The sequence below is a fragment of the Streptomyces sp. WP-1 genome (assembly GCF_030450125.1).
GTDB lineage: Bacteria > Actinomycetota > Actinomycetes > Streptomycetales > Streptomycetaceae > Streptomyces > Streptomyces incarnatus.
In genome coordinates, this window is sequence record NZ_CP123923.1 from 4,755,450 (window position 1) to 4,776,316 (window position 20,867).

Genomic DNA, 20,867 nt, shown 5'->3' on the forward strand with positions numbered 1-20,867 from the left:
GCCGTGAGCACAGGAACGGGCCCCTCCGACGCGTTCGGAGGGGCCCGTTCCTGCGTGCGGCGTGTCAGGCGCGCTGGTGCGAGGCGAACTGGACGAACGCGGACCAGGAGTCGGTGCGGAAGGTGAGGGTGCCGGCGTCGTGGTCCTTGGTGTCGCGGACGGGCACGGCGCCGGGGATGTTGGTGGCGACCTCGACGCAGGCGCCGCCGTTGTCGCTGTAGGAGGACGTGAACCAGCAGGGGGAGTTAGTTGTCACGAGGCTGCCTTCCGAAAGGCGAACTGGACGAACGCGGACCAGGAGTTAGCGCTGAAGGTGAGAGTTCCGGCCTCGCGGTCCTTGGTGTCGCGTACGGGCACGGTGCCGGGGACGTTGGTGGCGACTTCCACGCAGTTGCCGCCGTTGTCGCTGTAGGAGGACGTGAACCAGCGGGGGGAGTCGGTCGTCACGGGGTGCCCTTTCGTGCCTCATTGATCATGGCCACCGATGCCGCCTGGGGCAGAGCTTCGGCCTGCAACTGATGGTAGGCCGTCAACAGGGGCAGTACGGCTGCCGTATCGCGTTCCACATGCCCTCGCAATTGGGATTCCGCGTACGCGACGACGGAGAGGTCAGGCAACGTCAGCAAGTTCATGGGCAGGTTGAACGAGCGACGCTCTCCTATCTCGAACGGGGCGACCTGGAGCACAGTGTTCGGTAGTTCGGCGAACTGAGCCAGCCGATCAAGCTGAGCGTTCATGACCTTGGAGCCGCCGACCAGTCTGCGAACGCAGCTCTCATCCATCACCACGAGGATCATGGGCGGCCGGGGCCGCTCCAGGGCGGCCTGCCGCTCCGCCAGGAACGCGACGCGCTCATCGGCCTGTTCCGGCGTGATGGCGCCTCGACGCACCGCGCTGTTCGCCAGCACCCGTGCGTACTCCGGTGTCTGGAGCAGTCCGGGGACGATTCCGATCTCGTACAGCCGGATCTCCGCGGCCCTCCCCTCGTACTTGATGTACTCCGGGAAGCCCTCCAGCAGATTGCCGTGCTTGATCTCGCGGTACTCGCGCTCGAACGACTCCGACGTGTCCGCGATGCCGAACGCCCTGTCAGCACTACGCGAAAAGCGAAGGGTTGGAGGCTTCCGACCAGTTTCGATGGCCGAGATATGCACGCTGGAATATTCCGTGAGAGTGGCCAGATCCTCCTGGGTCCAGCCGCGCGTCTCGCGCTTGCTGCGCATACGTGCCCCGAAGGCCGCCTGGGGCGAGGCGTCGGGGTTCAACTCCTTGCGGTTCAAGGGTCGTACGACGTCCTTCCGTTCCAGCCTGACCAGTTGAAGGGGTTTCCACTGTAGGTCACTCTGAACCCGCACGGTAGCGATTCCGCTACACAGAGGAGTGGTTGAGAAAGGCTGGGCGATGCACCCCCACACCAGCATGGCCATCGAGGTCGCGGAGATCACCAACTCGCTCACGGCGGTCTTGAACGAGGCCGCCATCAAACTCCCCCAGTTCCACGCCCGGTTGGCCCCGAACGAGAGCCGGGATTTCGTCATCCGACTGGGTGACTGCAACGTACGGCAGGGGCGTGCCCTTCTCTGCCTGCTGCTCGACGGACTGGCCCTGCGGCAGCGGTACCCCTCCGAGTTCCCGACCGGCGCTCCGGTGGGACCCGCGGCGTGCGGGCTGCGGCCGGACGACATGCTGGCCAGGCTGAAGTGCGCCTTCAGCGAGGCCGGTTGGCTGGTCGACGTGGATGTCATCCAGACGGCCTGGGGACCGCGCCTCACGTTCCGCAACGGCCTCGGGCTGGAGCACGTGGAGGAACTGATCCTCACGGTCGAGGCCGGCGTCAGGGCCAGGGTGATCAAGGTTTGACGATGACCCTCGCCGTGTACCGGGTGGACCGCCAGGGGCACCGGCACGTCGTGCGGCAGGAGCACGAGGTGACCCCCCTCAAGGCGCCGGAATTCTCCAGCGCGTGGCCGCCGTGCCGATGCCCGAGGCATCGCGGTGGGACCAGCGCCCCCCTTCTCAGCAGTTACCCGTCATCGCCCTCGCCTCCGGGAGCCCACGATGTTCCGATGTAAGGCCACGACCGGCTTGGACGACGCTGTCCTCGCCCTCGCGCAGCAGATCCCTTCCCCGCACGCGGAGATCGACTGGGCGCTGTCCCGCTCGCTGCGGTGCCTGCTCGAAGACGTTCCGCACGACCACCACGCGGCGTTCCTCCGCACCGGCGCGAGCACGGCCCCGGACTCCGACGTCTTCGTGTGCTGGCGCGACGGGGCGTCGGAGCAGTGGTTCGAGGACATCGAGTGCTGCATGAACAGGCCGGCCCCCCTGGCCACGGGCTGCACCCTCTTCAAGGAACACCCCGGCCGCTGCGACTGGCAGTACGCCGACCCCGACGACGCCGCCATCCAGGAGGCAGCCGACCGACTCATCCTGTGACCAGCCTCTCGATCCGGCCGTCGGCCGAAACATACCCGGCACCACCAGGAAACGGAGACGCGCACAGATGACACAGCCACCCGCCCCGTGGGGCACGCGGCGCATGGGGCCGTACGCGGCCACCGTCACGGCCCCGCGGTACATGCCCGTGATCGATCCCGAGACGCAGATCGCCGTCATCGTGGACGGGCATGGCCGGTCGGTCGAATGGGGCAAGCACGGCACCAGTACGAACGGCCTGACGCCCACCATGACCACCCCCGGTGACGGCTCCGGACCGGACGGCGCGACCGACGCGGACAGCACCGAGTCGTACGACCAGGACGAGAGTTCCGACTGATGAGTGACAGCAGGCCGGTACTGGTGCTGACCAACCCCCGTGATGTGACGGCGGACCTGGTGTTGCGGCTTCTCGCCGATCGCCGGGTTCCCGTGGTCCGTCTCGACCCCGGCACCGACCTGCACACGGGCTCCTCGCTGACCGCCACGTACCGTACGAGCGGTCAGGGGGGCGTCCTGCGCACAGCGAGCCGGGAACTCGACACCGGCCGGGTCCGGTCCGTCTGGGTGCGCAGACCCTCGCCCTACGAGGGGCCGCAGGGGTTGCGGGAGCGGGACCGCCGGTTCGCCGCCGAACAGGCGCGGTGGGGCGCGGGTGGCATCCTCGCCTCCCTGCCGGGCGCGCACTACGTCAATCACCCCTGGCGCAACCGAGCCGCCGAGTTCAAGCCCGCGCAGCTCTCGACCGCGCGACGCTGCGGGTTCCTGGTGCCCAGCACGTTGATCACCAACGACCCGTACGAGGCACGGGCGTTCGCCGCCCGTCAGCCCGGCGGCGTGGTCTACAAGCCGGTGTGGAACACGCCCTACCGCGTGGACGACCAGCCACACAGCGTGTGGGTCCGGGAGGTGCGCGGAGTCGAGATCACCGACGCCGTGTCCGTCTGCCCGCACCTGTTCCAGGCCAGGGTGGACAAGGCGTTCGACGCGCGGGTGACCGTCGTAGGCGGCCGACTGTTCGGAGTCCGGATCGACAGCCCCGACCTCGACTGGCGCCATCGGCAGGACCTGATGGCGTGTACACCGGTCGACCTACCGGAGCCGGTCGCCCGTGCGGTCGCCGTCTACTTCGCCGAACTCCATCTGGTCTACGGCGCGTTCGACTTCGCCGTGTCCACCACCGGTGACTGGTACTTCCTTGAGTGCAACCCGAACGGCCAGTGGGCGTGGCAGCCGGCGGAGACCACCGCGGCGATCGCCCGTGCCATCGCGGACCAGTTGGAGAAAGGCCCCGACACGTGAGCACAGCGACTCGGCTACGCGCCGCCCTGGTGGACAGGCTCAGCGAGGACGCTCCGTCCATGGAACCCGAATGGCGCAGCGCCGCCGGGGCGGTTCCCCGTGAGCTGTTCACGGGCTCCTACTTCAGGCCGGTCGCGGGCACCGTCCCGACCCGGTACCGCCCCGTGCGAGAGGGCGAGCCCGGATGGCTGGAGGGGGTCTACTCCGACGAGACGCTGATCACCCAACTCGACGGCCGCACCAGGCCCGACGACGCGACCGAGGGGACCGTGACAGGTTCCCCTTCGTCGTCGTCCACCCTGCCCTCGCTGGTGTTGCGCATGTGGCAGCAACTCGGTGTCGAGACCGGGCACCGGGTACTGGAGATCGGCACCGGAACCGGGTACTCGACCGCTCTCGGAGCACACCGTCTCGGCGACGCCGGCCTCACCAGCGTCGAGTACGACCCGGTGGTGGCCAGCGCCGCTGCCACCGCGCTCAAGGCGGCCGGCTTCGCGCCCCGGCTGATCATCGGCGACGGGCTGCGCGGCGACCCGGACGGGGGCCGGTACGACCGGCTCATCGCCACGTGTTCGGTCCGGTACGTCCCGCTGTCGTGGCTGCACCAGGTGAAGCCCGGCGGAAAGATCCTGGTCACGCTGTCCGGGTGGAGCTACGCCAACGCCCTCGCGCTGCTGGAGGTGACCGGCCCCGGGGAGGCCATGGGCCGGTTCCTGCCCGGCTGTACCAGCTTCATGATCGCCCGGCCGCACGACCGGCCGCCTCGTCCGACGCTGGTCCTGTTGCCGGGGGACGAGCGCCCGAGCCGGATCGACCCCGCGAGGCTCGACGACTGGACCGGCGGCTGGGTCGCACAGCTCGCGGCACCTTCGGCCGAACGCATGGGGGCGGGACCGGAACAGATCCTCTGGGACGTGTCCACCGGTTCACAGGCCCGGACGGCCCTTGGCCCCGACGGCGAGTGGACCGTCGTACAACGCGGGCCCGTCCGGCTGTGGGACCGGGTCGAACAGGCCGTGCGGCGCTGGCAGGCTGCCGGCGAACCTCATCAGGAGGGCTTCGGAATCACCGTCTCGGCCGCCGGCCAGCGGGTGTGGCTCGCCACCGAGGACGGCCCCGGCTGGTACCTGCCGATCTGACGGGCGTCGATCCCCTTCCCTCGCCCACGACGAAGCGTGCGCACCGCGGTCAGCGCGGGGTAGGTGTGTCCACCGGTCCCGCCGCCCGTGACGACGAGGCGGAAAGGGGCGCTGTGCGTCGGGCTGCTCCTCGGCGAAACAGAGATCGGACGAGCTGCCACGGTAGTGGGTGCGCCGCCCCGCCCCCTGCGCCCTCCCGCGAATCCACGCCACATGTCCGTCGCGCCGGGGATCGGTCCGCGCAGGTGGGGGCCGGTGCCATGGGTGTGGTCCCTGACCTCGGCGAACTCGCGGTGACCGGGGCCGTTCGATTCGCCGCGTAAGTGGTACGAGGGTGTCACGTGCACGCAGCACCCTCTTAACACGCGTCCGGCAGATTAGGGGTTGTCGGCGTCACGGACTTCCGGAGCGGCTCCCGGACCTCCATGGACGCCAAGGACGCGCGGCTCGGCCCTGACCCGGCTCGCGTCCCCCGCGGGGACCGCCGTCGTCCCGCCCCCCGGCAACGGGGGTGCGGCGGTCCCCGCGCAAATCTTTTTCGCTCTGTTCCGTGTGCGGTGAGCGGGGTTACACGTCCCGGCCGGACCGGCGGGACCGCCCCGACAGCAGCTGAGGGTGCACGCGTATCACCTGGGCCGCGTTGACCCCCACGATCCCGAGCCAGGTGACCACCATTCCGGCGAGTCCCGCGCCGGCCCCCGCGATCGCGGACAGCGGGATGGCGAGGACCAGGGTGAGCAGGGCGAAGCCGTACCTCTCGCCCCAGGAGTCCACCGGGTTGCGGCGGCCGGCGGTGCCGCGCGCGGCCGCCATCTGCTGCTCGGCCACCTGCCGCCGCACCCGCCGGTCCACCGCGCCGTCGAGCCGCTGCTCGACCTTCTCCAGGAAGGATTCGACCAGGGCGGAGTCGTACTCCTCTCCCAGGTCCCGGCGGGCGCGGACGGTCGCGTCGAGGTCCTTCCGCAGCTCGGCGTCGCCCTTGAGTCCGACGTCCTGCGGGTCACGTGCGCTCATGCCCTCACCCTAGAAAACACCGGCCCCCCACCACACTGGGGAAAGCCCCCCATTCGAGGTGGCGCAAACCCCTCGGAGCGGCCTCAGGACGGAGCGGCCTCAGGACGGAGCGGCCTCAGGGCAGCAGCGACACCAGCCCCGTCCCGTCGTCCACCCGCGCGGCCACCACCCGCGCCGCCCCGAACGCGGGGTCGGCCCGGATCGCGTCCCGCACCCAGGTGGTCTGGGCCCGCACGGTGTGCTCCGCCCAGTCGCCCGGCCGGTTCCGGGTGCGGCGGGCGGCGGGGGCGATCTCCTCCACCAGCAGCTCCAGATGGCCCGGCACCGGCGCCCCGGTGCGCAGCCGCTCCAGCGTGGCGGCCACCGCGGCGCACCGCTCGTGTCCGAGGACCAGCACGAGCGGCGCGCCGAGCTCCTGCACGCCGTACTGCACGGACCCGAGCACGGCCTCGTCCAGGACCAGCCCGGCGGTACGCACGCACAGCAGCTCCCCGAGCGGCTGGTCGAGGACCAGCTCCGGCGGAACGGGCGCGTCCACACAGCCGATGACCACCGCGCACGGCCGCCGCCCGGTGGGACGGACGTACGGCTGCCGGGCGAGGCCACCGGTGGAGCGGGCGTTGCCGGCCAGGAGTTCGTCCAGGACGGCGACCGCGGTCGGCCGCGGCTCGTCCGCTTCGGGTGGGGGGACGAGGGCGGGAAAAGGAGGACAGGGCGGACGGGGAGCGGGCGCGGTCGGCGTCCGTAAGGCCCGGTGGGGGGTGGCCATGACGCTTCCTCGGTGTTCGTGCCAGTAGTGTTCACCGTAGGCACGCGACCCATCACTCTGGGTGGCGATTTAACGACACTTGGCCGTTTCCGCGCCGGATCATCGCCGCCCCGATACCGCCCCTTGGCCGACATCCGGACGTTCCGGTGGGGTCCCCGCCCCCTTGAGAGACTGCGCGCCATGGACAGCGAGCTTCTGGCAGACAAGGTGGTCCTCATCACCGGCGCGAGCAGCGGCATCGGTGCCGCGGCGGCGAGGGTGTTCAGCGGAGAGGGCGCGACGGTGGTGCTGACCGGCCGAAGAGAGGACCGGCTGGCGGCACTCGTGAGCGAATTACAGGACAGGAAGGCCGAGGCGTCGTACGTGGTGGGCGATGTGTCGGTCGCCGCCGACGCGGGCCGCGCGGTGGACCTCGCCGTCGCCCGGTACGGGCGCCTGGACGGGGCGTTCAACAACGCGGGCATCGGCGGGGACCGCACTCCGCTGCACCTGATGACCGACGACGTGTACGACACGATCATGGACGTGAACGTGCGGGGCGTGTGGAACTGCCTGCGCCACGAGATAGCCGCGATGCTGCCGCGCGGCGGCGGCGCGATCGTCAACAACAGCAGCGTGGCCGGCCTGGTGGCCATCCCCGCCGCCGCGCCGTACATCGCCTCCAAGCACGCGGTCGTCGGCCTGACCAGGGCGGCCGCCGACGAGTACGCGGCGCGGGGCATCAGGGTGAACGCCGTCGCCCCGGGCACCACGCGCAGCGAGATCACCGTCGACTGGTTCGCGCGCAACCCCGGCCTGGAGCAGATGGTCAACTCCCTGACCCCGCAGGGCCGTACCGCCGAGCCGGAGGAGATCGCGGAGGCCGCCGCCTGGCTGCTCAGCGACCGCTGCCCCTTCCTGACGGGCACGGTCCTGCCGGTGGACGGAGGGTTCGCCAATCATTGACCCGGGCACCACCGGCGTCCCCTCGGCACGGGCACGGGCACGGGCGGCGGGCCTCGCGACCCGCACCCGCACCCGCCCCGGCCCGCGGCTACGGCCGCAGCCCCCTCAACTGCGCCTGGAAGGCGACCTCTCCGCCCTGGTGCCCGGTGACGGCGATGGCGAACCAGTCGGGCATCAGGCTGGGCAGCCACTCGGCCTCGATCCAGCACGGCTCGTCGAACTCCACGTACCGCTCGTAGCCGATGGCGACGTCCGTGAGTTCGAGGGGCTTCGGGCCCGCCGCGGCGTGGGCCGCCTGGTACGCCGCCTCCAGGAGGACGAGACCGGGGACGTGGTCCACGGGGTGGTCGAAGAGCAGGGTGTTGGAGACGTCGGCGCGCAACCGCCACCGGTGGCCGGCCGTTCCGGGCGCCAGGAGCACGTCCCTGTCGTCGGCCCGTCCGGTCAGCCCGCGGTCGACGGGCTCGGGCAGGGGCCACCCGCCCCAGTCGACGGTGGAGTGCGGGCCGCGCACCCGTCGGTAGACCGCGGGGGCCACCCAGCTGAACTTCGTGTTCGCCAGGCACACGGTGACGCCGTCCCGCCGGATCCGGAACTCCATGCCGAGGCTGCGCCTCTCGGGCCGGGTGACCGCGATGTCGACGTCGAGGTCCGAGACCTCGGGGGCCTCGAAGCCGGGCCGCACCGTGATGTCGAGGTTGCTCAGCAGCGCCTGATGCCCCGTCGGCACGCCGTACTCGGCGTGCGCGACGAGCAGTCCGCTCTGCCGGATGGTCTGCGTCAGGAGCCGGGGGTCGTACGTGCCGGGGCCGCCGTGCCCGGGCCAGCGGGCGGTCACGGTGAAGCTGTCCGGCCCCTCCTGGCGCCACGCCCCGACGAGGATCGCCGGGGCGTGTCTGAGGTGGATGTACTCGCCCAGTTCCGGTCTGGGACCGGTGCCGCGAGGCGCGGGACGCCCGACATCGACGGCACCCGGCAGGGCCTCCCGCCTGTCGCACAGCGTCCTCAGTCGTGACATGGAGTTCGCTCGAGTGAGTTGCGCTGATAAAGTAACGGGCATTCGGTTACTCATAGGTGGCCCTTCAGTGAGTGACAGACGACAGATCTACGGACTGCTGGAAGGTGCCGGGTGGTGAGGCAGGATCGCGCGATTCGCACTCGTAAACTCATCTTGGAGAACATGGCGAGCTTGTTCAATGAGGTCGGGTACGACGCCGCGACCATCGCCGCGCTAGTCGAGCGGACCGGACTGACCCGAGGGGCCCTGTACTTCCACTTCGCCTCCAAGGAGGACATGGCGCGCGCCGTGCTGGACGAGGCCGTGACCACTGAAGGGCTCAGCCCGCAGTCGTTCAAACTGCAGGAATGGGTGGATCTCGGACTGCTGCTGGCCCACCGGTTGCCCAGGGAGCCGGTACTGCACGCCGCCATCCGGCTGGCCGTCGACCCCAAGGCGCGGCGGCTGTTCGGGACGCGGTGGCCGGACTGGGTGGCACTCGGGCGGGAACTGCTCACCGAGGCCAAGGAGAGTGGTGAGCTGCTGGCTCACGCCGACCCCGCGGCCGTGTCCCGGGTGTTCGTCGGCGCGTGGACCGGTGTGCAGCTCGTGACGGAGGTCCTGGAGGAGAAGCTGAGCCTGGCCGAGGAGATAGCCGGTCTGTACCAGCTGCTGCTGCCCAGCATCGTCACCCCGGCGGTGCTGGCCAAGCTCGACCTGTCGCCCTACCGGGCGGAGCGGCTCCTGCGGGAGAGCGACGAACAGGAGGCTGCCGGCCACGGGTGACACGTGGCCGGTCCAGATCGGCGGCTCCGGGTCCCCACCCGGGGCCGCGCTGCGTTCAAACCTCGATCGATTTGCATTCGTGTACCCCCGTACCGTGCTGTGACGGATGAGTCGAACGCCAGCCATCACCCAGTTGCGGACAAGGGTGTGACCTCACAGCCCCAGCCGCCCGGACCCCCCGAGTGGGTGCTTTCGAGCGAGTGTACGTGTTAGGCGTCCTGTTTTCGAGCATCCGAAATAGCGCAAATTTCGGATTTGTTACCCCTCTCGGCGTACTGTGACAGGAATATGCGCCGGTTCCGCCCCGGTTTGCCCCGCCCTGCTCCGCATGTGCGGCTGTACAAAAAACAGGACGTGTGTTCTTTTAATCAAGGGAAGACTGGCGCGTATGCGTAGGAGGGGGAGCGATGGCAGGGCACGCTGCGCAACCGGACACGACTCGCGTGCTGGTGGTCGGCGACGATGTCGGCGGGGCCGAGGCGAGGGTGCGCGGGCTGCGCCGGCAGGGGTTCCAGGCGCGGAGCGTCGACACCGGTGCCGAGGCGCTGAGCGCCCATCAGCAGGCGGACCTGGTCCTGCTCGACCTCGATCTTCCCGACATCGACGGTCTGGAGGTCTGCCGGTCGATACGCGAGGCCGGGGACAAGCCCATCATCTCCGTCACCGCCCGCGACACCGAACTGGACCGGGTCCTCGCCCTCCAGGCCGGGGCGGACGACTGCGTGGTCACCTCGTGCGGGGAGCGCGAGATGCTGGCGCGCATCGAGGCCGTACTGCGCCGGGCCCGCCCCCGGTCGGAGCGGTCCCGGCCGCTCTCCCTCGGCCCGCTGTGCATCGACAGCAGAACGCGTGAGGTCCGTCTGGACGGACGGCCGCTGAATGTCACCGCCAAGGAGTTCGAATTACTGCGCACCCTGGCCGCGACCCCCGAGAGCGTCATTTCCCGAAAAGAATTGATGGCACGGGTATGGGAAACCACGTGGGCGGATTCCAGCCGCACCATCGACACCCATGTACGCAGCCTGCGGGCGAAACTCGGCGCCCATTCCTGGATCATCACCGTCCGTGGTGTCGGTTACCGCATGGGGCACGGCTGACGGCACGGCCGGCGAACACCGCGGAATCGCCACCGCGGGCCCGGACCCAGGAAAGGGATACGGACCCGCGGCGGCGTGATTCGATTCGCCCTACGGCTTTTGACGCGCCGTCTCCTCCGGGTGCGGCGGTCCGTCGAGTCCCGCCGGGTCCTGGCCGAGACCGGCCGGTGCCACCCAGTCGAAGGCGCTGTAGACCGCGGGCCCCAGGCCGAGGCCCTCGGCGACCTGCTCCCGCAGCCGGTTGGAGGTGAAGCCGCCGATGACGTTCATCTGGGCGTCGCGGTACAGCCGTTCCACCTCGTGTCCCTGGGTCACACCGGTCGCCCCGTGGATCTGCACGGCCCGCGCGGCGACCTCGACGCCCATCTCGGTGGCGTAGATCTTCAGCATGGCGATCAGATCCCGCGCCGAGCGCCCCGCCGCCCGCTCGCCCATCGCCCGGCGGGCCAGCAGCCGGGCGGCGTCGATCTGCGCGCGCGACTCGGCGAGCTGGGCCTGCACGCCCTCCATGTGCGCCAGCGGCCGGCCGAACGAGACCCGCTCACGGGCGTGCCGTACGGAGGCGGCCAGGGCGGACTCGGCGACGGCGATGGCGGCGAACGAGTTCTTCAGCCAGCCCCACGCCATGCCCTCGGCCAGCTCCTCGAACGGCACGGGCAGCACATCGGCCTCGGCGACCCGGGCGTCGGTGAAGACCATCCCGCCCCACGGCATGCCGCGCAGCCCCATGTGCGCGATCCCGTACCGCTCGACGCCCGCCTGGTGCAGGTCCACGAAGGCGAGGCACCAGTCGGGGCCGTCGTCCCCGGGCAGCCGCTCCCGGCGGGCGAGCACGATGGCGACATCGGCGACGGGCGCGTTGGTGATCCTGGACTTCTCGCCGTCGATGACGAAGCCGCCGCCGGGCGCCCCGGCGCGCCGGACCGTGGTGCGGAAGGTGCCGGCGTCGCTGCCCGCCGTGCGCTCCACCACCGCGAAGGCGGCCAGCTTCTCCCCGGACAGCAGGGACCGCAGCAGCGGCTCGTGGCTGCGGAGGTCGCCGTAGGTGGTGATCAGCTTGCCGCACAGCAGCGCGGAGACGGTCGCCGCCCAGTAGGTGCCGGGGCAGGCCCGGGCCAGCGCCTCCATGGCGTCCGCCTGGGTGCGGGCGTCGGCGCCGCTGCCGCCGACCTCCGGCGGGTGGAACAGCCGCAGATAGCCGCTGTCGGCGAGATCCTTCCAGTTCCGGGCCGGTATCCGGCCCGTCGCGTCCGTCTCCGCGGCCCGGGCGGCGATGCCCTCGAAGGCGGCGGTGCCGTCGAAGGCGGGGGAGCCGTCGAAGGCGGGGGAGCCCTCGGACGTGGGGGCGGTCTCGGTCGCGGGGTTGCCCTCGGATGCGGAGGCGGTCTCGGTCGCGGGGTTGCCCGCGAAGGCGGGGGCGCCGGTCGGGTCGTACATGCTCGTCGTACTGGTCATGTCCTGTGCGCTCCTCGTGTCGAGCCTGGTCAGCCGAGTTCGAGCAGGGACGCCGCGATCACCGGGCGCAGCACCTCGGTGCCGCCTCCGGTGCCGGCGAAGAACAGTCCGTCGCGGTGGGCCCGTCCGGTCAGGTGGTCGCCGGTGAGGCCGAGCGGGCCGGACAGCCGGGCCGCCGCGTCGGTGACGGTGCGCACGGCGGCGGCCACGAAGAGCCGGGCGGCCGCCGCGTCCCGGTGCGCGGGCCGGGCGCCGGAGTCGAACTGCTCGGCGGCCCGGCGGAGCATCCCGTCGGCGAGTTCGCAGCGCGCGGCCAGGTCCGCGAGGGTGAACCGGACGGACTGGTCGTGGTGGAGCGGCCGGCCGAAGAGCCGGCGTTCGCGGGCGCCGTCGACGGCGTCCCGGGTCAGCGCGCGCAGCAGACCGAGCCAGGGCGCGCTGGAGAAGACCCAGTCCAGCGCCGCCAGCAGCGGCTCCACCTCGCGCGCCGCGCCGCCGACGCCGCCCAGCACCGCGGTGTCCGGGACCGCGCAGTCCTCCAGGACCAGCCGGCCCCAGGGGCAGGTCGGCATCGCGTCCGGGCCTGCCTCGCCGACGCCCAGCCGAGGGGTGGACCGGTCCACGACGAACGCCGTCCGGCCGCCGTCCCCGTGTGCGGCGACGACCAGGAAGTGATGGGCCACGGGCGCGCCCGCGACCAGGTCCAGTGCGCCGGTGAGCAGCCACCGGCCCGACCCGTCCGGGGCGGGCCGTGCGCTGACGGCCGGGGTGACGGACGCCCCCTGCGTCTGGTGCAGCGACAGGGCGCCGACCCACTCGCCGGACGCCATCCGGGGCAGGTACCGCTCCCGCTGCGAGGGGCTGCCGAAGGCGCGCAGCGGGACGGTGGCGAGCACCGCGTGCACCCCGACCGCGAGGGCGAGACCGGGGTCCCGGGCGCCCTCGCCGAGCCCGGCCAGGAGATCGAGGGTCTGGGCGGCGGACAGACCGGCGCCGCCCAGGTCGCGCGGGACCAGGGCGCCGGTGAGACCCGGTCCGGCGGGTCCGGCCCCGGCCAGTTCGGCGAAGAGCCGCGGGTCCCAGCGCCGTTCGCGGTCGCGGTCGGCGGTGGTGGGTGCCGCGACGCGGCCGGCGAGTTCCCGTGCCCACGCACCCGTGGGGAAAGGCGGAATTTCCATCGAACTCTCCACTCCCATCTGCTGGAAACAGGCCCGGTCACCGTAGCCAACAATTCGAACAATTCCAGACGTGGAATGCAGATTTTTCGACCAGCCCCCGGAGAATTCACAGATCTGACCGCTGCTGACTTTCCCTCACAGTCCTTGACAATGCTCTGACATCGGAGTCGTTGTCCCCTCACATCGCCCGGACCATCATGGTGGGCGGCCCTCGTAAAAGGAGGAAAACGCAATGGCAGGAGAAGAGCACGGGGGAAGCCTTCCGAGGCCGCCCCGGCTGTCCGACGCGACCCTGCGGGACTCCGCGCACATGGCCGGCGTCGAGTTCGGCCTCAAGGACGCCGCGGTCATCGCGGACCTGCTGGTGAAGACCGGGATCGAACTCGTCGAGGTCGGCATGGTGTCCGGTCCGGGCTCCAAGGACGCCGATCTGGTCCTCGCCACCCATGAGGCCGTCGGACCGGAGCGCAGCATGACGCTCGTCGTGGTGCGCGACCGCCGGCAGGTCGCCCAGGCACTCGACGAGGCCGAGCGCCTGGGTGTGCGGCACATCATGTACTCCATCCCGACCTCCGAGCAGCACGCGCAGCTCAAGCTCGGCTCGTCCAGCGCCAAGTTCCTGCACACCCTGGCCCGTTCGGCGATATCCCAGGCCAAGGAGCGCGGCTTCCACGTCACCTTCAGCGGCGAGGACGGCGCCCGCACGCCCGAGGAGCGCCTCGTCCCCTACGTCACCGCCGGCTTCGAGGCGGGCGCCGACCGGTTCCGGCTGGCCGAGACCGTCGCGTATCTGTCGCCCTGGCAGATGGAGGCGGTCATCGGGAACCTCACCGCGATCGACGGCTCCGAGATCGAGATCCACTCGCACAACATGCTCGGCATGGCCGTCGCCAACTCCCTCGCCGCCGTCCGCGCGGGCGCGCAGTGGATCTCGGCCACCGTCGGCGGCATCGGGGAACGCGGCGGCAACGCCCCGCTCGCCGAACTGCTCACCTCACTGCGCGTCATCCACGACGACACCCGCTTCGACCTGAGCCACCTCACCGAGCTGTCGCGCGTCGCGCTGCGCGGCGCCGGCCTCGGGGACGCCTTCCAGTCGGGCCCGACCACCCCGCACGCCTTCGCCTACGAACTGCCGGGCCAGCTCACCCACCCGGAGGCGTACGAGACGCTGCCCGCCGAACTCGTCGGCAACGCCCGCGGGCTGCGCGTCCGTACCCGTCTGACCACGGCGCTCGTCGCGTGGGCGCTGGCCGACTCGGGCGTCTCCGTCGACCTCGACGCCTTCACCCCCTGGCTCACCGAGCGGCAGGAACGCGACGGATCCCCCCTGCTCGACCGGGACACGATCCGCAAGGCCGCCGTCGACTTCCAGGCCGCCTGACCCCCTCACCAGCCCCGCCCCGGCGCCATGCCCCACCCGATCCCGTACGACGAACCAGGAGTTGACCCATGTCCACCGCCACCCTCACCGGCGACTGCCCCGAGTGCGAGACCGACCTGACCGTGCCCCCGATGGTCCGGGGCGAGACCCTCTCCTGCCCCGAGTGCATGCTCACGCTGCGCGTGGAGGAGATACGGGACGGCCGGCTGTCCCTGCAGATGGTCGAGGTCCAGCTGCGCGACTGGGGCCAGTGAGATGACCCTGAGAGTCGCCATCGTCGCGGACCGGGTCGGCTGGGAGGAACGCGAACTCATCCGCCGCGCACCGGACCTGGGGCTCCGGATCGACTGGATCAACGACGAGTCCCTGTGCCTGGGAGAGCCCGGAACCTCTTCCATCGAAGGCTACGACGCCCTGCTGGTCCGCAGCCGCAGCTACACCCGGGGCGGCCTCCTCGCCACCCTGGCCGAGTCGAGCGGCGTACCCGTCCTCAACTCCGCCACCGCCATCCACGCCTGCGAGAACAAGCTGGTGCTGCGCGCCCTGCTGCGCGCGGCGGGCGTACCGGTGCCCGAGTTCCGGCTCGCCCTGTCCCGCAAGGACTTCACCCGGGCCCTGGACGACCTCGGCCTGCCCGTGGTGCTCAAACCCGTCTACGGCGGCATGGGCAAACGCGTCACCCTGGTGCGCGACGCCGATCTGGCGCAGTCCGTCTACGACTACGTCGAGGACCTCGGCCACGCCTTCGAACAGGCCTGCCTGGTGGAGCCGTACCTGGGCGGCGGCTCGGTGCGCTGCCTGGTCGTCGGCCGGGAGATCGTCGCCGCCGCCGAGTTCGAGAGCGCGGGGGCCGACTGGCGCAGCAACGCGGCGCTCGGCAACCAGAGCCGGGCCCTCACCCACGACCCCGAGGTGCAGAAACTGGTCGACGGTGTCGTGGACCAGCTCGGCGACGGCATCTACGGAGTCGATCTCTTCAGGACGCCGACGGGCCATCTCGTCAACGAGGTCAACCACGCCCCCGCCTGGCGAGGGGTGGCAGCGGTCACCGGAGCGGACATCCCGGCGGCCATCGCCCGTCACCTCCAGGAGATATTCGCATGATCCGCGTGGGAATCGTCGGCGCCTCAGGGCTCGCCGGCGGTGAACTGATCAGGCTGGTGAGCCAGCATCCCGAACTCGAACTGGCCTTCCTCGGCGGTGACTCCAGCGCCGGCCGGACCCCCGCCCAACTGCACCCCGGGCTCCGCCTCGACCTGGGCCTGGTCGTGGAACGCGTCACCGCGGACGCCCTCGCCGAACGCTGCGACGTGGTGTTCCTCGCCACGCCCGCCCCGGTCTCGGCCGAACTCGCGGCCCTCCTCGCCGACCGCGTCCCCTGCGTGATCGACCTGAGCGGCGCCTTCCGCATCCGCGACCCCCGGCGGCACGAACGCTGGTACCCCAAGGCCACCCGGCCGGCCGGACTCGCCGACCGCTTCGTCTACGGCGTACCGGAACTCGTCGGCGACCAGCTGGCCGGCGCCCCGCTGATCTCCGTACCCGGCTGCTACGCCACCGCGATCACCCTCGGGCTCGCCCCGCTGACCCTCGGCCTCGGGCTGAACCTGAGGACCGTGGTCGTGGACGGCAAGAGCGGCTCCAGCGGCGGCGGCCTGCAACTGCGGGTGCCGGACCTGCACCCGCTGCGCAACGGCGCCATCGCCCCGTACGCCCCCACCGGGCACCGGCACGCCGCCGAGGTGAGCGACTTCCTGGAGCGCGGCAAGCCGGGCACCGTCGGCTCGCTGACCATGTCGGCCTACGGCGTCTCCCATGTCCGCGGACTGCTCGCCAGCGTCTACGCCTTCACCGACGACCAGGTGGACGGCCGCGAACTCCAGCGCGCCTACCTGCGCTTCTACAAGGGGCAGCGGTTCGTGCGGGTGCGCCGGAACACCGAGACGCTGATCCCGGTGCCCGACCCGCAGGCGGTCCTCGGCTCCAACTTCTGCGACGTGAGCGTCCTGTACGACGACGAGGGCGGCCGGATCGTCGTCCTCGCCGCCCTCGACAACCTCGTCAAGGGCGCGGCGGGCCAGGCGCTCCAGGCCATGAACAAGCGGTTCGCGCTGCCCGAGGAGACGGGCCTGACGATGCAGCCGGTGATGCCCGCATGAGCGCCCCGGAAACGGCGTCCGAAGCCACCCCGACCGTGGTCAAGCTCGGCGGCAGCTGCCTCGACGATCTCGCCGGTGCCTGGTGGGACGACCTGGCGAGGCACGCCGAGGCACGGCCGCTGGTCCTCGTGCACGGCTGGTCCAAGCCGCTGAAGAGGCTCAGCGCCCGCTACCGGGAGCCCTCCGCGATCCTGCGCGACCGGTACGGCAACCAGAGCCGCTGGACCACGCCCGAGGTCATCGAGGACATCAAGGCGGTCAGCGCCGAACTGGGCGAGACGGTCCTCGGCCGGCTCGAACAGCGCGGGATCACCGCGGAACGGCTGCTCGCCAGCGACGGGCTCGTCAGCGCGGGCGAGGGCGAGCGCTGGTGGTGGCGGGACAAGCAGCTGGTCAAGCTGGAGAACCTGGTCGGCCCGATCACCGGCGTCGACCCCACCGCGCTGAAGAACCTGCAACCGGGCCACGCCTGCCTCATCACCCCGCTCGCCCGCAACGCGGCCGGGCAGGAGGTCAACACCGACGCCGACCGGGCCGCGGCCGCGATCGCCGGCGCGGCCGGAGCCACCGACCTGGTGCTGGTCACCGACGTCGAACACCTGCTGATCGACGGGGAACCGGTGCGCCGGATCACGGCCCGGGCCGCCGCCGAGTTCCGCGACAAGGGCGCGACCGGAGGCATGCGCAAGAAGCTGCGCGCCGCCGGCGAGGCCCTGGAAGCGGGCGTGGCGCGCGTCGTCATCGGCAGCGCGCCGGTCACGGACCTGCTCGCCGCCCGCACCGGCACCGTCATCACCCGACCATGAGGAGCAAGCGCGTGGCGCAGTCCCGGGTACTCGTCGTCAACAACGGAACGCTGTCGCTGAAACAGCTCCGCAAGCGTTTCGAGGAACTCGGCTCGGACACCGACGCGGTCGACGCGGCGTCCGTGCCGGACCGGCTCGGCGGCCGCTACCAGGCGATCGTCCTGAGCGGCACCAAGGTGCGGGCCTACGACCGCGATCACTACAGGCCGCTCGTCGACCTCGTCATGACCGCCGACGTCCCGGTCTTCGGGATCTGCGGCGGCATGCAGATCCTCGCGGTCGCGGCGGGCGGCCGGCTCGCCGAGGGCCCCCAGCGGGTCGGCGGCTACGAGGTACGGGTGGACAAGGAGGAACCGCTGTTCACCCATGTGAAGCCGACCGTGACCGTCTTCCACCGGCACACCCTCTACCTCCGGGAAGCCCCCGCCGGCTTCCGCTCCATCGGCCGCTCCGAGCACGCGCCCGTGGAGTTCCTGCGCTCCGACGACGGCCGGATCCTCGGCTCGCAGGCGCACCTGGAATTCCGCGGCGACGGCCTGGAGATCCTGCGGGGCTTCGCCGAGCTGTACCAGTGACACGCGCACGGCCCCTCCCCCCTCACCACCTCCACGTAGGCAAGGACTCGGCAATGAGTGAACTGGAAAACCCACAGCCCGCGTTCACGGTCCGGCTGAACGGCAGCGGCGGCACGCTCAGGGGCTGGGTCGTCGTGGACTCCCTCTACGACGGCCTGGCCATGGGCGGCGTACGGATGACCACCGGGGTCACCGAGGAAGAGGTCGCCGGTCTCGCCCGCGACATGACGCACAAGTTCATCCTCGCCGGGCTGCCCATCGGCGGCGCCAAGGGCGGCATCGTCGCCGACGGCACGGACCGTGAGGAGACGTTCCGCACCTTCGGCCGTACCGTCAAGCCGCTGCTGCACGGCGGGATCCACCTCGGCATCGACATGGGCGTCACCCCCGCCGACCGTGCCGTCTTCTTCGAGCAGGCCGGTTACGACCCCCGCTACCGGCTGGGCGCGCCGGACATGCCGATCGACTGGCGCACCTACTACGAGCCCCTGATCGACTGCACCGGCCACGGGGTCGGCGTGGCGGCGGTCACCGCCCTGGAGGCGAGCGGCCGTACCGGGCCCGCCCGGGTCGTCGTGCAGGGCTTCGGCGCGGTGGGCCGGGCGGTCGCCCGGTTCCTGGAGGACCGCGGCCATGTGATCGTCGGCGTGGCCGACGTCGAGGGCACCATCAGCGCGGACCGGCTTCCGGTGGCCGAACTGCTGTCGGTCACCGACGAGTTCGGGCTGATCGACCGCTCCCGGCTGCCGCAGGGCGTCACCGTCTCCGCCGAGCCGGACGCCTGGCTCGACGTCGACGCCGACCTGCTGGTCCTCGCCGCGCAGAAGCACGCCCTGAACGACGGCAACGCGCACCGGCTGCGGGCCGCCCTGGTGGTGGAGGGCGCGAACCTCGCCTCCAGCGCCGAGGCGCGGGAGAAGACCCGGGCCTCGGGCGCCACCCTGGTCCCGGGCGTGATCGCCAACATCGGCGGGGCCGGCTCGGCCGCCCTGGCCGTCACCCGGGTCGTCCCCTTCGGCCTTCCGGCGGACGCCCGCAAGGCATGGGTCTTCGACTGGATCGGCGACCGGGTCCGCCGCAACACCCGGGACCTGCTGGAGATCGCCGCCGCGACCGCCGGCGACCCGCTGCCCGAACTGCTCAAGACCCGGCGGGAGGAGCGGGGATGACCTCCACGACCACCGCCATCCTGGCCACCGCGTCGGCCGCGGACCGCATGGCGGAGTACCGGCGGCGCGGCTGGTGGCGGGACGAGACCTTCCTCGACGACCTGCGCCGCCAGGCACGGGAGCGGCCGCGCAAGCCGGTCATCGCCGGGCGCCGCCTCGCCGAGGCGCGCACCGACACCCTCGACTACGCCGAACTGGCGCGGCTGACCGACCGGTTCGCCGGGGCCCTGCTCGAACTGGACGTGCGGCGCGGTGACGTGGTCGCCGTGCAGCTGCCCAACCGGTGGGAGATGGTGCCCCTGATGTTCGCCTGCATGGCGGTCGGCGCGGTCATCTGCCCGATCGCCCCGGTCTGCCAGGAGGAGGAGTTACGCCACCGGCTGGCGCTCACCGAGGCGAAGGTGTGTGTCACCGTGCCGGAGTGGGAGGGCTGTCCGCTCGCCGCGACCGTCACCGCGCTCAAGGGCGAACTGCCGCTCGAACACGTGCTGGTGGTCGACGGGCACGCCCCCGAGGGCGCCCTCGACTTCCACGACCACTTCGTCGCCACCCACTGGGAGAAGCAGCGCTCGGCCGACCTGGAGGGTCGCCAGCTGCGCCCCGACGAACCGTTCGTGGTGCTGTTCACGTCCGGTACGACGGGCTTCTCCAAGGGCGTGGTGCACAGCCAGAACACGGTCCACTCGGGCGTGCGCGGCTATGTGGACACCTTCCTGCTCCGCGACGACCTGGTGGTCGTCGTCACCACCCCGCTGGTGCACTACTCCGGCTTCGGGCAGGGCATCCTCGCCGGGGTGATGCTCGGCGGCACGATCGCCTTCCAGGACGGACCCGACCACGCCGGTCTGCTGGACCTGGTCGAGCGGTACGGCGGCACCCTGCTGTACGGCCCGCCGCCCACCCTCTCCGGGGTGGCCCGCGCCCAGCGGATCGATCCGCACGACGTCTCCAGCCTGCGGCACACGGTCACCGGTGCGGCGCCGGTGCTCCAGCCGCTGGTGGACGAGCTGCGCCAGACCTTCGGGGCGCGCACGTACTCGGTGTGGGGCATGTCGGAGTTCGGCCCCGTCACCATCAGCCGGCTCGACTACAACCAGGACTGGGCGGCGCACAGCCACGGCCGGCCCATCGACTCGATGGAGATCCGCATCAGCCTGTGCCACGACCTCACCCAGCGGGCCACGGTGGGCCGCCTCCAGGTGCGCGGCGCGTCCCGGGCGCTCGGCTACTACAAGCAGCAGGACGTCTTCGACGCCGAACTCAGCGAGGACGGCTGGTTCGACACCGGTGACGTGGCGCGCGAGGACGGCCGGGGCGGCATCCGCATCCTGGGGCGTGCCAAGGACACCATCCTGCGGGACGGGACCGTCGTACCGATGGCCGAGCTGGAGGCGATCATCTCCCGGCACCCGAAGGTGGCCGAGGCCGCGCTGGTCGGCCCCAACGGCACGGTCGACGACCCGATCCTCGCGGTCGTCGTCCCGCGCCGCGGCACCACCGTGACGCTGGAGGAGATCCGCTCCTATCTGCGGGAGGCGGAGCAGGACCCCCGCTTCTACCCGGAGCGCCTGGAGACCGTCACGGCCCTGCCCAAGACCCTCACCGGGAAGGTCCGCAAGGTCGCCCTGCGGGAGCGCTTCGCCGGGGTGTGACCGC

At 71.5% G+C, this 20,867-nt stretch carries 24 protein-coding genes and 1 pseudogene; 16 read left to right on the top strand and 9 right to left on the bottom strand.

The genetic code is table 11. The annotated features are described in order from the left end of the window. Positions 1 to 64 precede the first annotated feature (64 nt). The 3 genes from QHG49_RS20880 to QHG49_RS20890 are packed head-to-tail and all read right to left on the bottom strand — an operon-like array spanning position 65 to position 1,280. Positions 65 to 256: a DUF397 domain-containing protein gene (locus tag QHG49_RS20880; RefSeq protein ID WP_301490665.1), complete on the bottom strand. Its 192-nt coding sequence runs from the start codon at positions 254 to 256 to the stop codon at positions 65 to 67. Beyond that, complete coding sequence (locus QHG49_RS20885; protein WP_301490667.1) at positions 253 to 447, bottom strand: DUF397 domain-containing protein; 195 nt, start codon at positions 445 to 447, stop codon at positions 253 to 255. Before QHG49_RS20885 ends, QHG49_RS20880 begins: the two co-directional genes overlap by 4 nt. Further along, entirely contained in the window at positions 444 to 1,280 is an 837-nt protein-coding gene (locus QHG49_RS20890; RefSeq protein ID WP_301490669.1) for a helix-turn-helix transcriptional regulator, read from the bottom strand. The genes QHG49_RS20885 and QHG49_RS20890 overlap by 4 nt, the downstream gene beginning before the upstream one ends. Positions 1,281 to 1,401: 121 nt before the next feature. Here QHG49_RS20890 and QHG49_RS20895 point away from each other — a divergent pair, with 121 nt between their 5' ends. From QHG49_RS20895 to tgmC, 5 genes are all read left to right on the top strand, one after another. Next, positions 1,402 to 1,860: a hypothetical protein gene (locus QHG49_RS20895; RefSeq protein ID WP_145489048.1), complete on the top strand. Its 459-nt coding sequence runs from the start codon at positions 1,402 to 1,404 to the stop codon at positions 1,858 to 1,860. A gap of 225 nt (positions 1,861 to 2,085) precedes the next feature. Further along, on the top strand, positions 2,086 to 2,436 hold the full coding sequence (locus QHG49_RS20900; protein WP_145489044.1) for a hypothetical protein: 351 nt from the start codon (positions 2,086 to 2,088) through the stop codon (positions 2,434 to 2,436). Between the two features lie 67 nt (positions 2,437 to 2,503). Then, positions 2,504 to 2,776 carry a putative ATP-grasp-modified RiPP gene (gene tgmA / locus QHG49_RS20905; RefSeq protein WP_159702041.1) on the top strand — a complete coding sequence of 91 codons (273 nt, stop codon included), beginning with the start codon at positions 2,504 to 2,506 and terminating at the stop codon, positions 2,774 to 2,776. Then, complete coding sequence (tgmB, locus tag QHG49_RS20910; RefSeq protein WP_301490671.1) at positions 2,776 to 3,738, top strand: ATP-grasp ribosomal peptide maturase; 963 nt, start codon at positions 2,776 to 2,778, stop codon at positions 3,736 to 3,738. Before tgmA ends, tgmB begins: the two co-directional genes overlap by 1 nt. Then, a complete protein-coding gene (tgmC, locus tag QHG49_RS20915; RefSeq protein ID WP_159702035.1) occupies positions 3,735 to 4,877 on the top strand; it encodes an ATP-grasp peptide maturase system methyltransferase in 1,143 nt (380 codons plus the stop codon). The genes tgmB and tgmC overlap by 4 nt, the downstream gene beginning before the upstream one ends. Here tgmC and QHG49_RS34140 read toward each other — a convergent pair. The 3 genes and pseudogenes from QHG49_RS34140 to QHG49_RS20925 all read right to left on the bottom strand — a co-directional run. Next, a pseudogene (locus QHG49_RS34140) lies at positions 4,868 to 5,023 on the bottom strand (UDP-N-acetylglucosamine--N-acetylmuramyl-(pentapeptide) pyrophosphoryl-undecaprenol N-acetylglucosamine transferase); the annotation flags it as partial. The gene tgmC and the pseudogene QHG49_RS34140 sit on opposite strands and share 10 nt — an antisense overlap. 421 nt (positions 5,024 to 5,444) lie before the next feature. After that, positions 5,445 to 5,891, bottom strand: a complete 447-nt coding sequence (locus QHG49_RS20920) for a hypothetical protein (protein WP_145489036.1) — start codon at positions 5,889 to 5,891, stop codon at positions 5,445 to 5,447. A 115-nt stretch (positions 5,892 to 6,006) separates the two neighbouring features. Further along, a complete protein-coding gene (locus tag QHG49_RS20925; RefSeq protein ID WP_301490673.1) occupies positions 6,007 to 6,660 on the bottom strand; it encodes a carbonic anhydrase in 654 nt (217 codons plus the stop codon). Positions 6,661 to 6,840: 180 nt separating this feature from the next. On the opposite strand from QHG49_RS20925, the gene QHG49_RS20930 reads away from it, so the two are divergent. Continuing rightward, entirely contained in the window at positions 6,841 to 7,605 is a 765-nt protein-coding gene (locus tag QHG49_RS20930) for a glucose 1-dehydrogenase (protein WP_301490674.1), read from the top strand. 88 nt (positions 7,606 to 7,693) lie between these two features. Here the strand turns inward: QHG49_RS20930 and QHG49_RS20935 are convergent, their stop codons facing one another. Further along, on the bottom strand, positions 7,694 to 8,623 hold the full coding sequence (locus tag QHG49_RS20935; protein ID WP_301490675.1) for a ScbA/BarX family gamma-butyrolactone biosynthesis protein: 930 nt from the start codon (positions 8,621 to 8,623) through the stop codon (positions 7,694 to 7,696). A 114-nt stretch (positions 8,624 to 8,737) separates the two neighbouring features. Between QHG49_RS20935 and QHG49_RS20940 the strand changes: the two genes are divergently transcribed. Together QHG49_RS20940 and QHG49_RS20945 are read left to right on the top strand one after the other, a co-directional pair. Next, complete coding sequence (locus QHG49_RS20940; RefSeq protein WP_301490676.1) at positions 8,738 to 9,388, top strand: ScbR family autoregulator-binding transcription factor; 651 nt, start codon at positions 8,738 to 8,740, stop codon at positions 9,386 to 9,388. 407 nt (positions 9,389 to 9,795) lie between these two features. Then, a complete protein-coding gene (locus QHG49_RS20945) occupies positions 9,796 to 10,485 on the top strand; it encodes a response regulator transcription factor (protein WP_159702023.1) in 690 nt (229 codons plus the stop codon). A gap of 90 nt (positions 10,486 to 10,575) precedes the next feature. Here the strand turns inward: QHG49_RS20945 and QHG49_RS20950 are convergent, their stop codons facing one another. Then, the gene (locus QHG49_RS20950; protein WP_301490677.1) at positions 10,576 to 11,940 is read right to left on the bottom strand and encodes an acyl-CoA dehydrogenase family protein; all 1,365 of its coding nucleotides are present in this window, start codon (positions 11,938 to 11,940) and stop codon (positions 10,576 to 10,578) included. A 29-nt stretch (positions 11,941 to 11,969) separates the two neighbouring features. Then, positions 11,970 to 13,118 carry an acyl-CoA dehydrogenase family protein gene (locus QHG49_RS20955; protein ID WP_159702017.1) on the bottom strand — a complete coding sequence of 383 codons (1,149 nt, stop codon included), beginning with the start codon at positions 13,116 to 13,118 and terminating at the stop codon, positions 11,970 to 11,972. Positions 13,119 to 13,350: 232 nt separating this feature from the next. Here QHG49_RS20955 and QHG49_RS20960 point away from each other — a divergent pair, with 232 nt between their 5' ends. The 8 genes from QHG49_RS20960 to QHG49_RS20995 all read left to right on the top strand — a co-directional run bounded on the left by QHG49_RS20960 (position 13,351) and on the right by QHG49_RS20995 (position 20,863). Continuing rightward, on the top strand, positions 13,351 to 14,502 hold the full coding sequence (locus tag QHG49_RS20960) for an isopropylmalate synthase (protein ID WP_301490678.1): 1,152 nt from the start codon (positions 13,351 to 13,353) through the stop codon (positions 14,500 to 14,502). Between the two features lie 68 nt (positions 14,503 to 14,570). Continuing rightward, the gene (locus QHG49_RS20965; protein WP_145489024.1) at positions 14,571 to 14,756 is read left to right on the top strand and encodes a lysine biosynthesis protein LysW; all 186 of its coding nucleotides are present in this window, start codon (positions 14,571 to 14,573) and stop codon (positions 14,754 to 14,756) included. A gap of 1 nt (position 14,757) precedes the next feature. Then, positions 14,758 to 15,606 carry a RimK family alpha-L-glutamate ligase gene (locus tag QHG49_RS20970; RefSeq protein ID WP_145489023.1) on the top strand — a complete coding sequence of 283 codons (849 nt, stop codon included), beginning with the start codon at positions 14,758 to 14,760 and terminating at the stop codon, positions 15,604 to 15,606. Further along, positions 15,603 to 16,661: an N-acetyl-gamma-glutamyl-phosphate reductase gene (gene argC / locus QHG49_RS20975; RefSeq protein ID WP_301490681.1), complete on the top strand. Its 1,059-nt coding sequence runs from the start codon at positions 15,603 to 15,605 to the stop codon at positions 16,659 to 16,661. The genes QHG49_RS20970 and argC overlap by 4 nt, the downstream gene beginning before the upstream one ends. Then, a complete protein-coding gene (locus tag QHG49_RS20980; protein WP_301490682.1) occupies positions 16,658 to 17,467 on the top strand; it encodes an acetylglutamate kinase in 810 nt (269 codons plus the stop codon). Before argC ends, QHG49_RS20980 begins: the two co-directional genes overlap by 4 nt. Then, a complete protein-coding gene (locus tag QHG49_RS20985; protein ID WP_236576311.1) occupies positions 17,464 to 18,042 on the top strand; it encodes a type 1 glutamine amidotransferase in 579 nt (192 codons plus the stop codon). Before QHG49_RS20980 ends, QHG49_RS20985 begins: the two co-directional genes overlap by 4 nt. A gap of 53 nt (positions 18,043 to 18,095) precedes the next feature. Then, complete coding sequence (locus QHG49_RS20990) at positions 18,096 to 19,211, top strand: Glu/Leu/Phe/Val dehydrogenase dimerization domain-containing protein (protein ID WP_145489020.1); 1,116 nt, start codon at positions 18,096 to 18,098, stop codon at positions 19,209 to 19,211. Beyond that, positions 19,208 to 20,863, top strand: coding sequence for an AMP-binding protein (locus QHG49_RS20995; protein ID WP_145489019.1), 1,656 nt, complete (start codon positions 19,208 to 19,210; stop codon positions 20,861 to 20,863). Before QHG49_RS20990 ends, QHG49_RS20995 begins: the two co-directional genes overlap by 4 nt. Positions 20,864 to 20,867 lie beyond the last annotated feature (4 nt).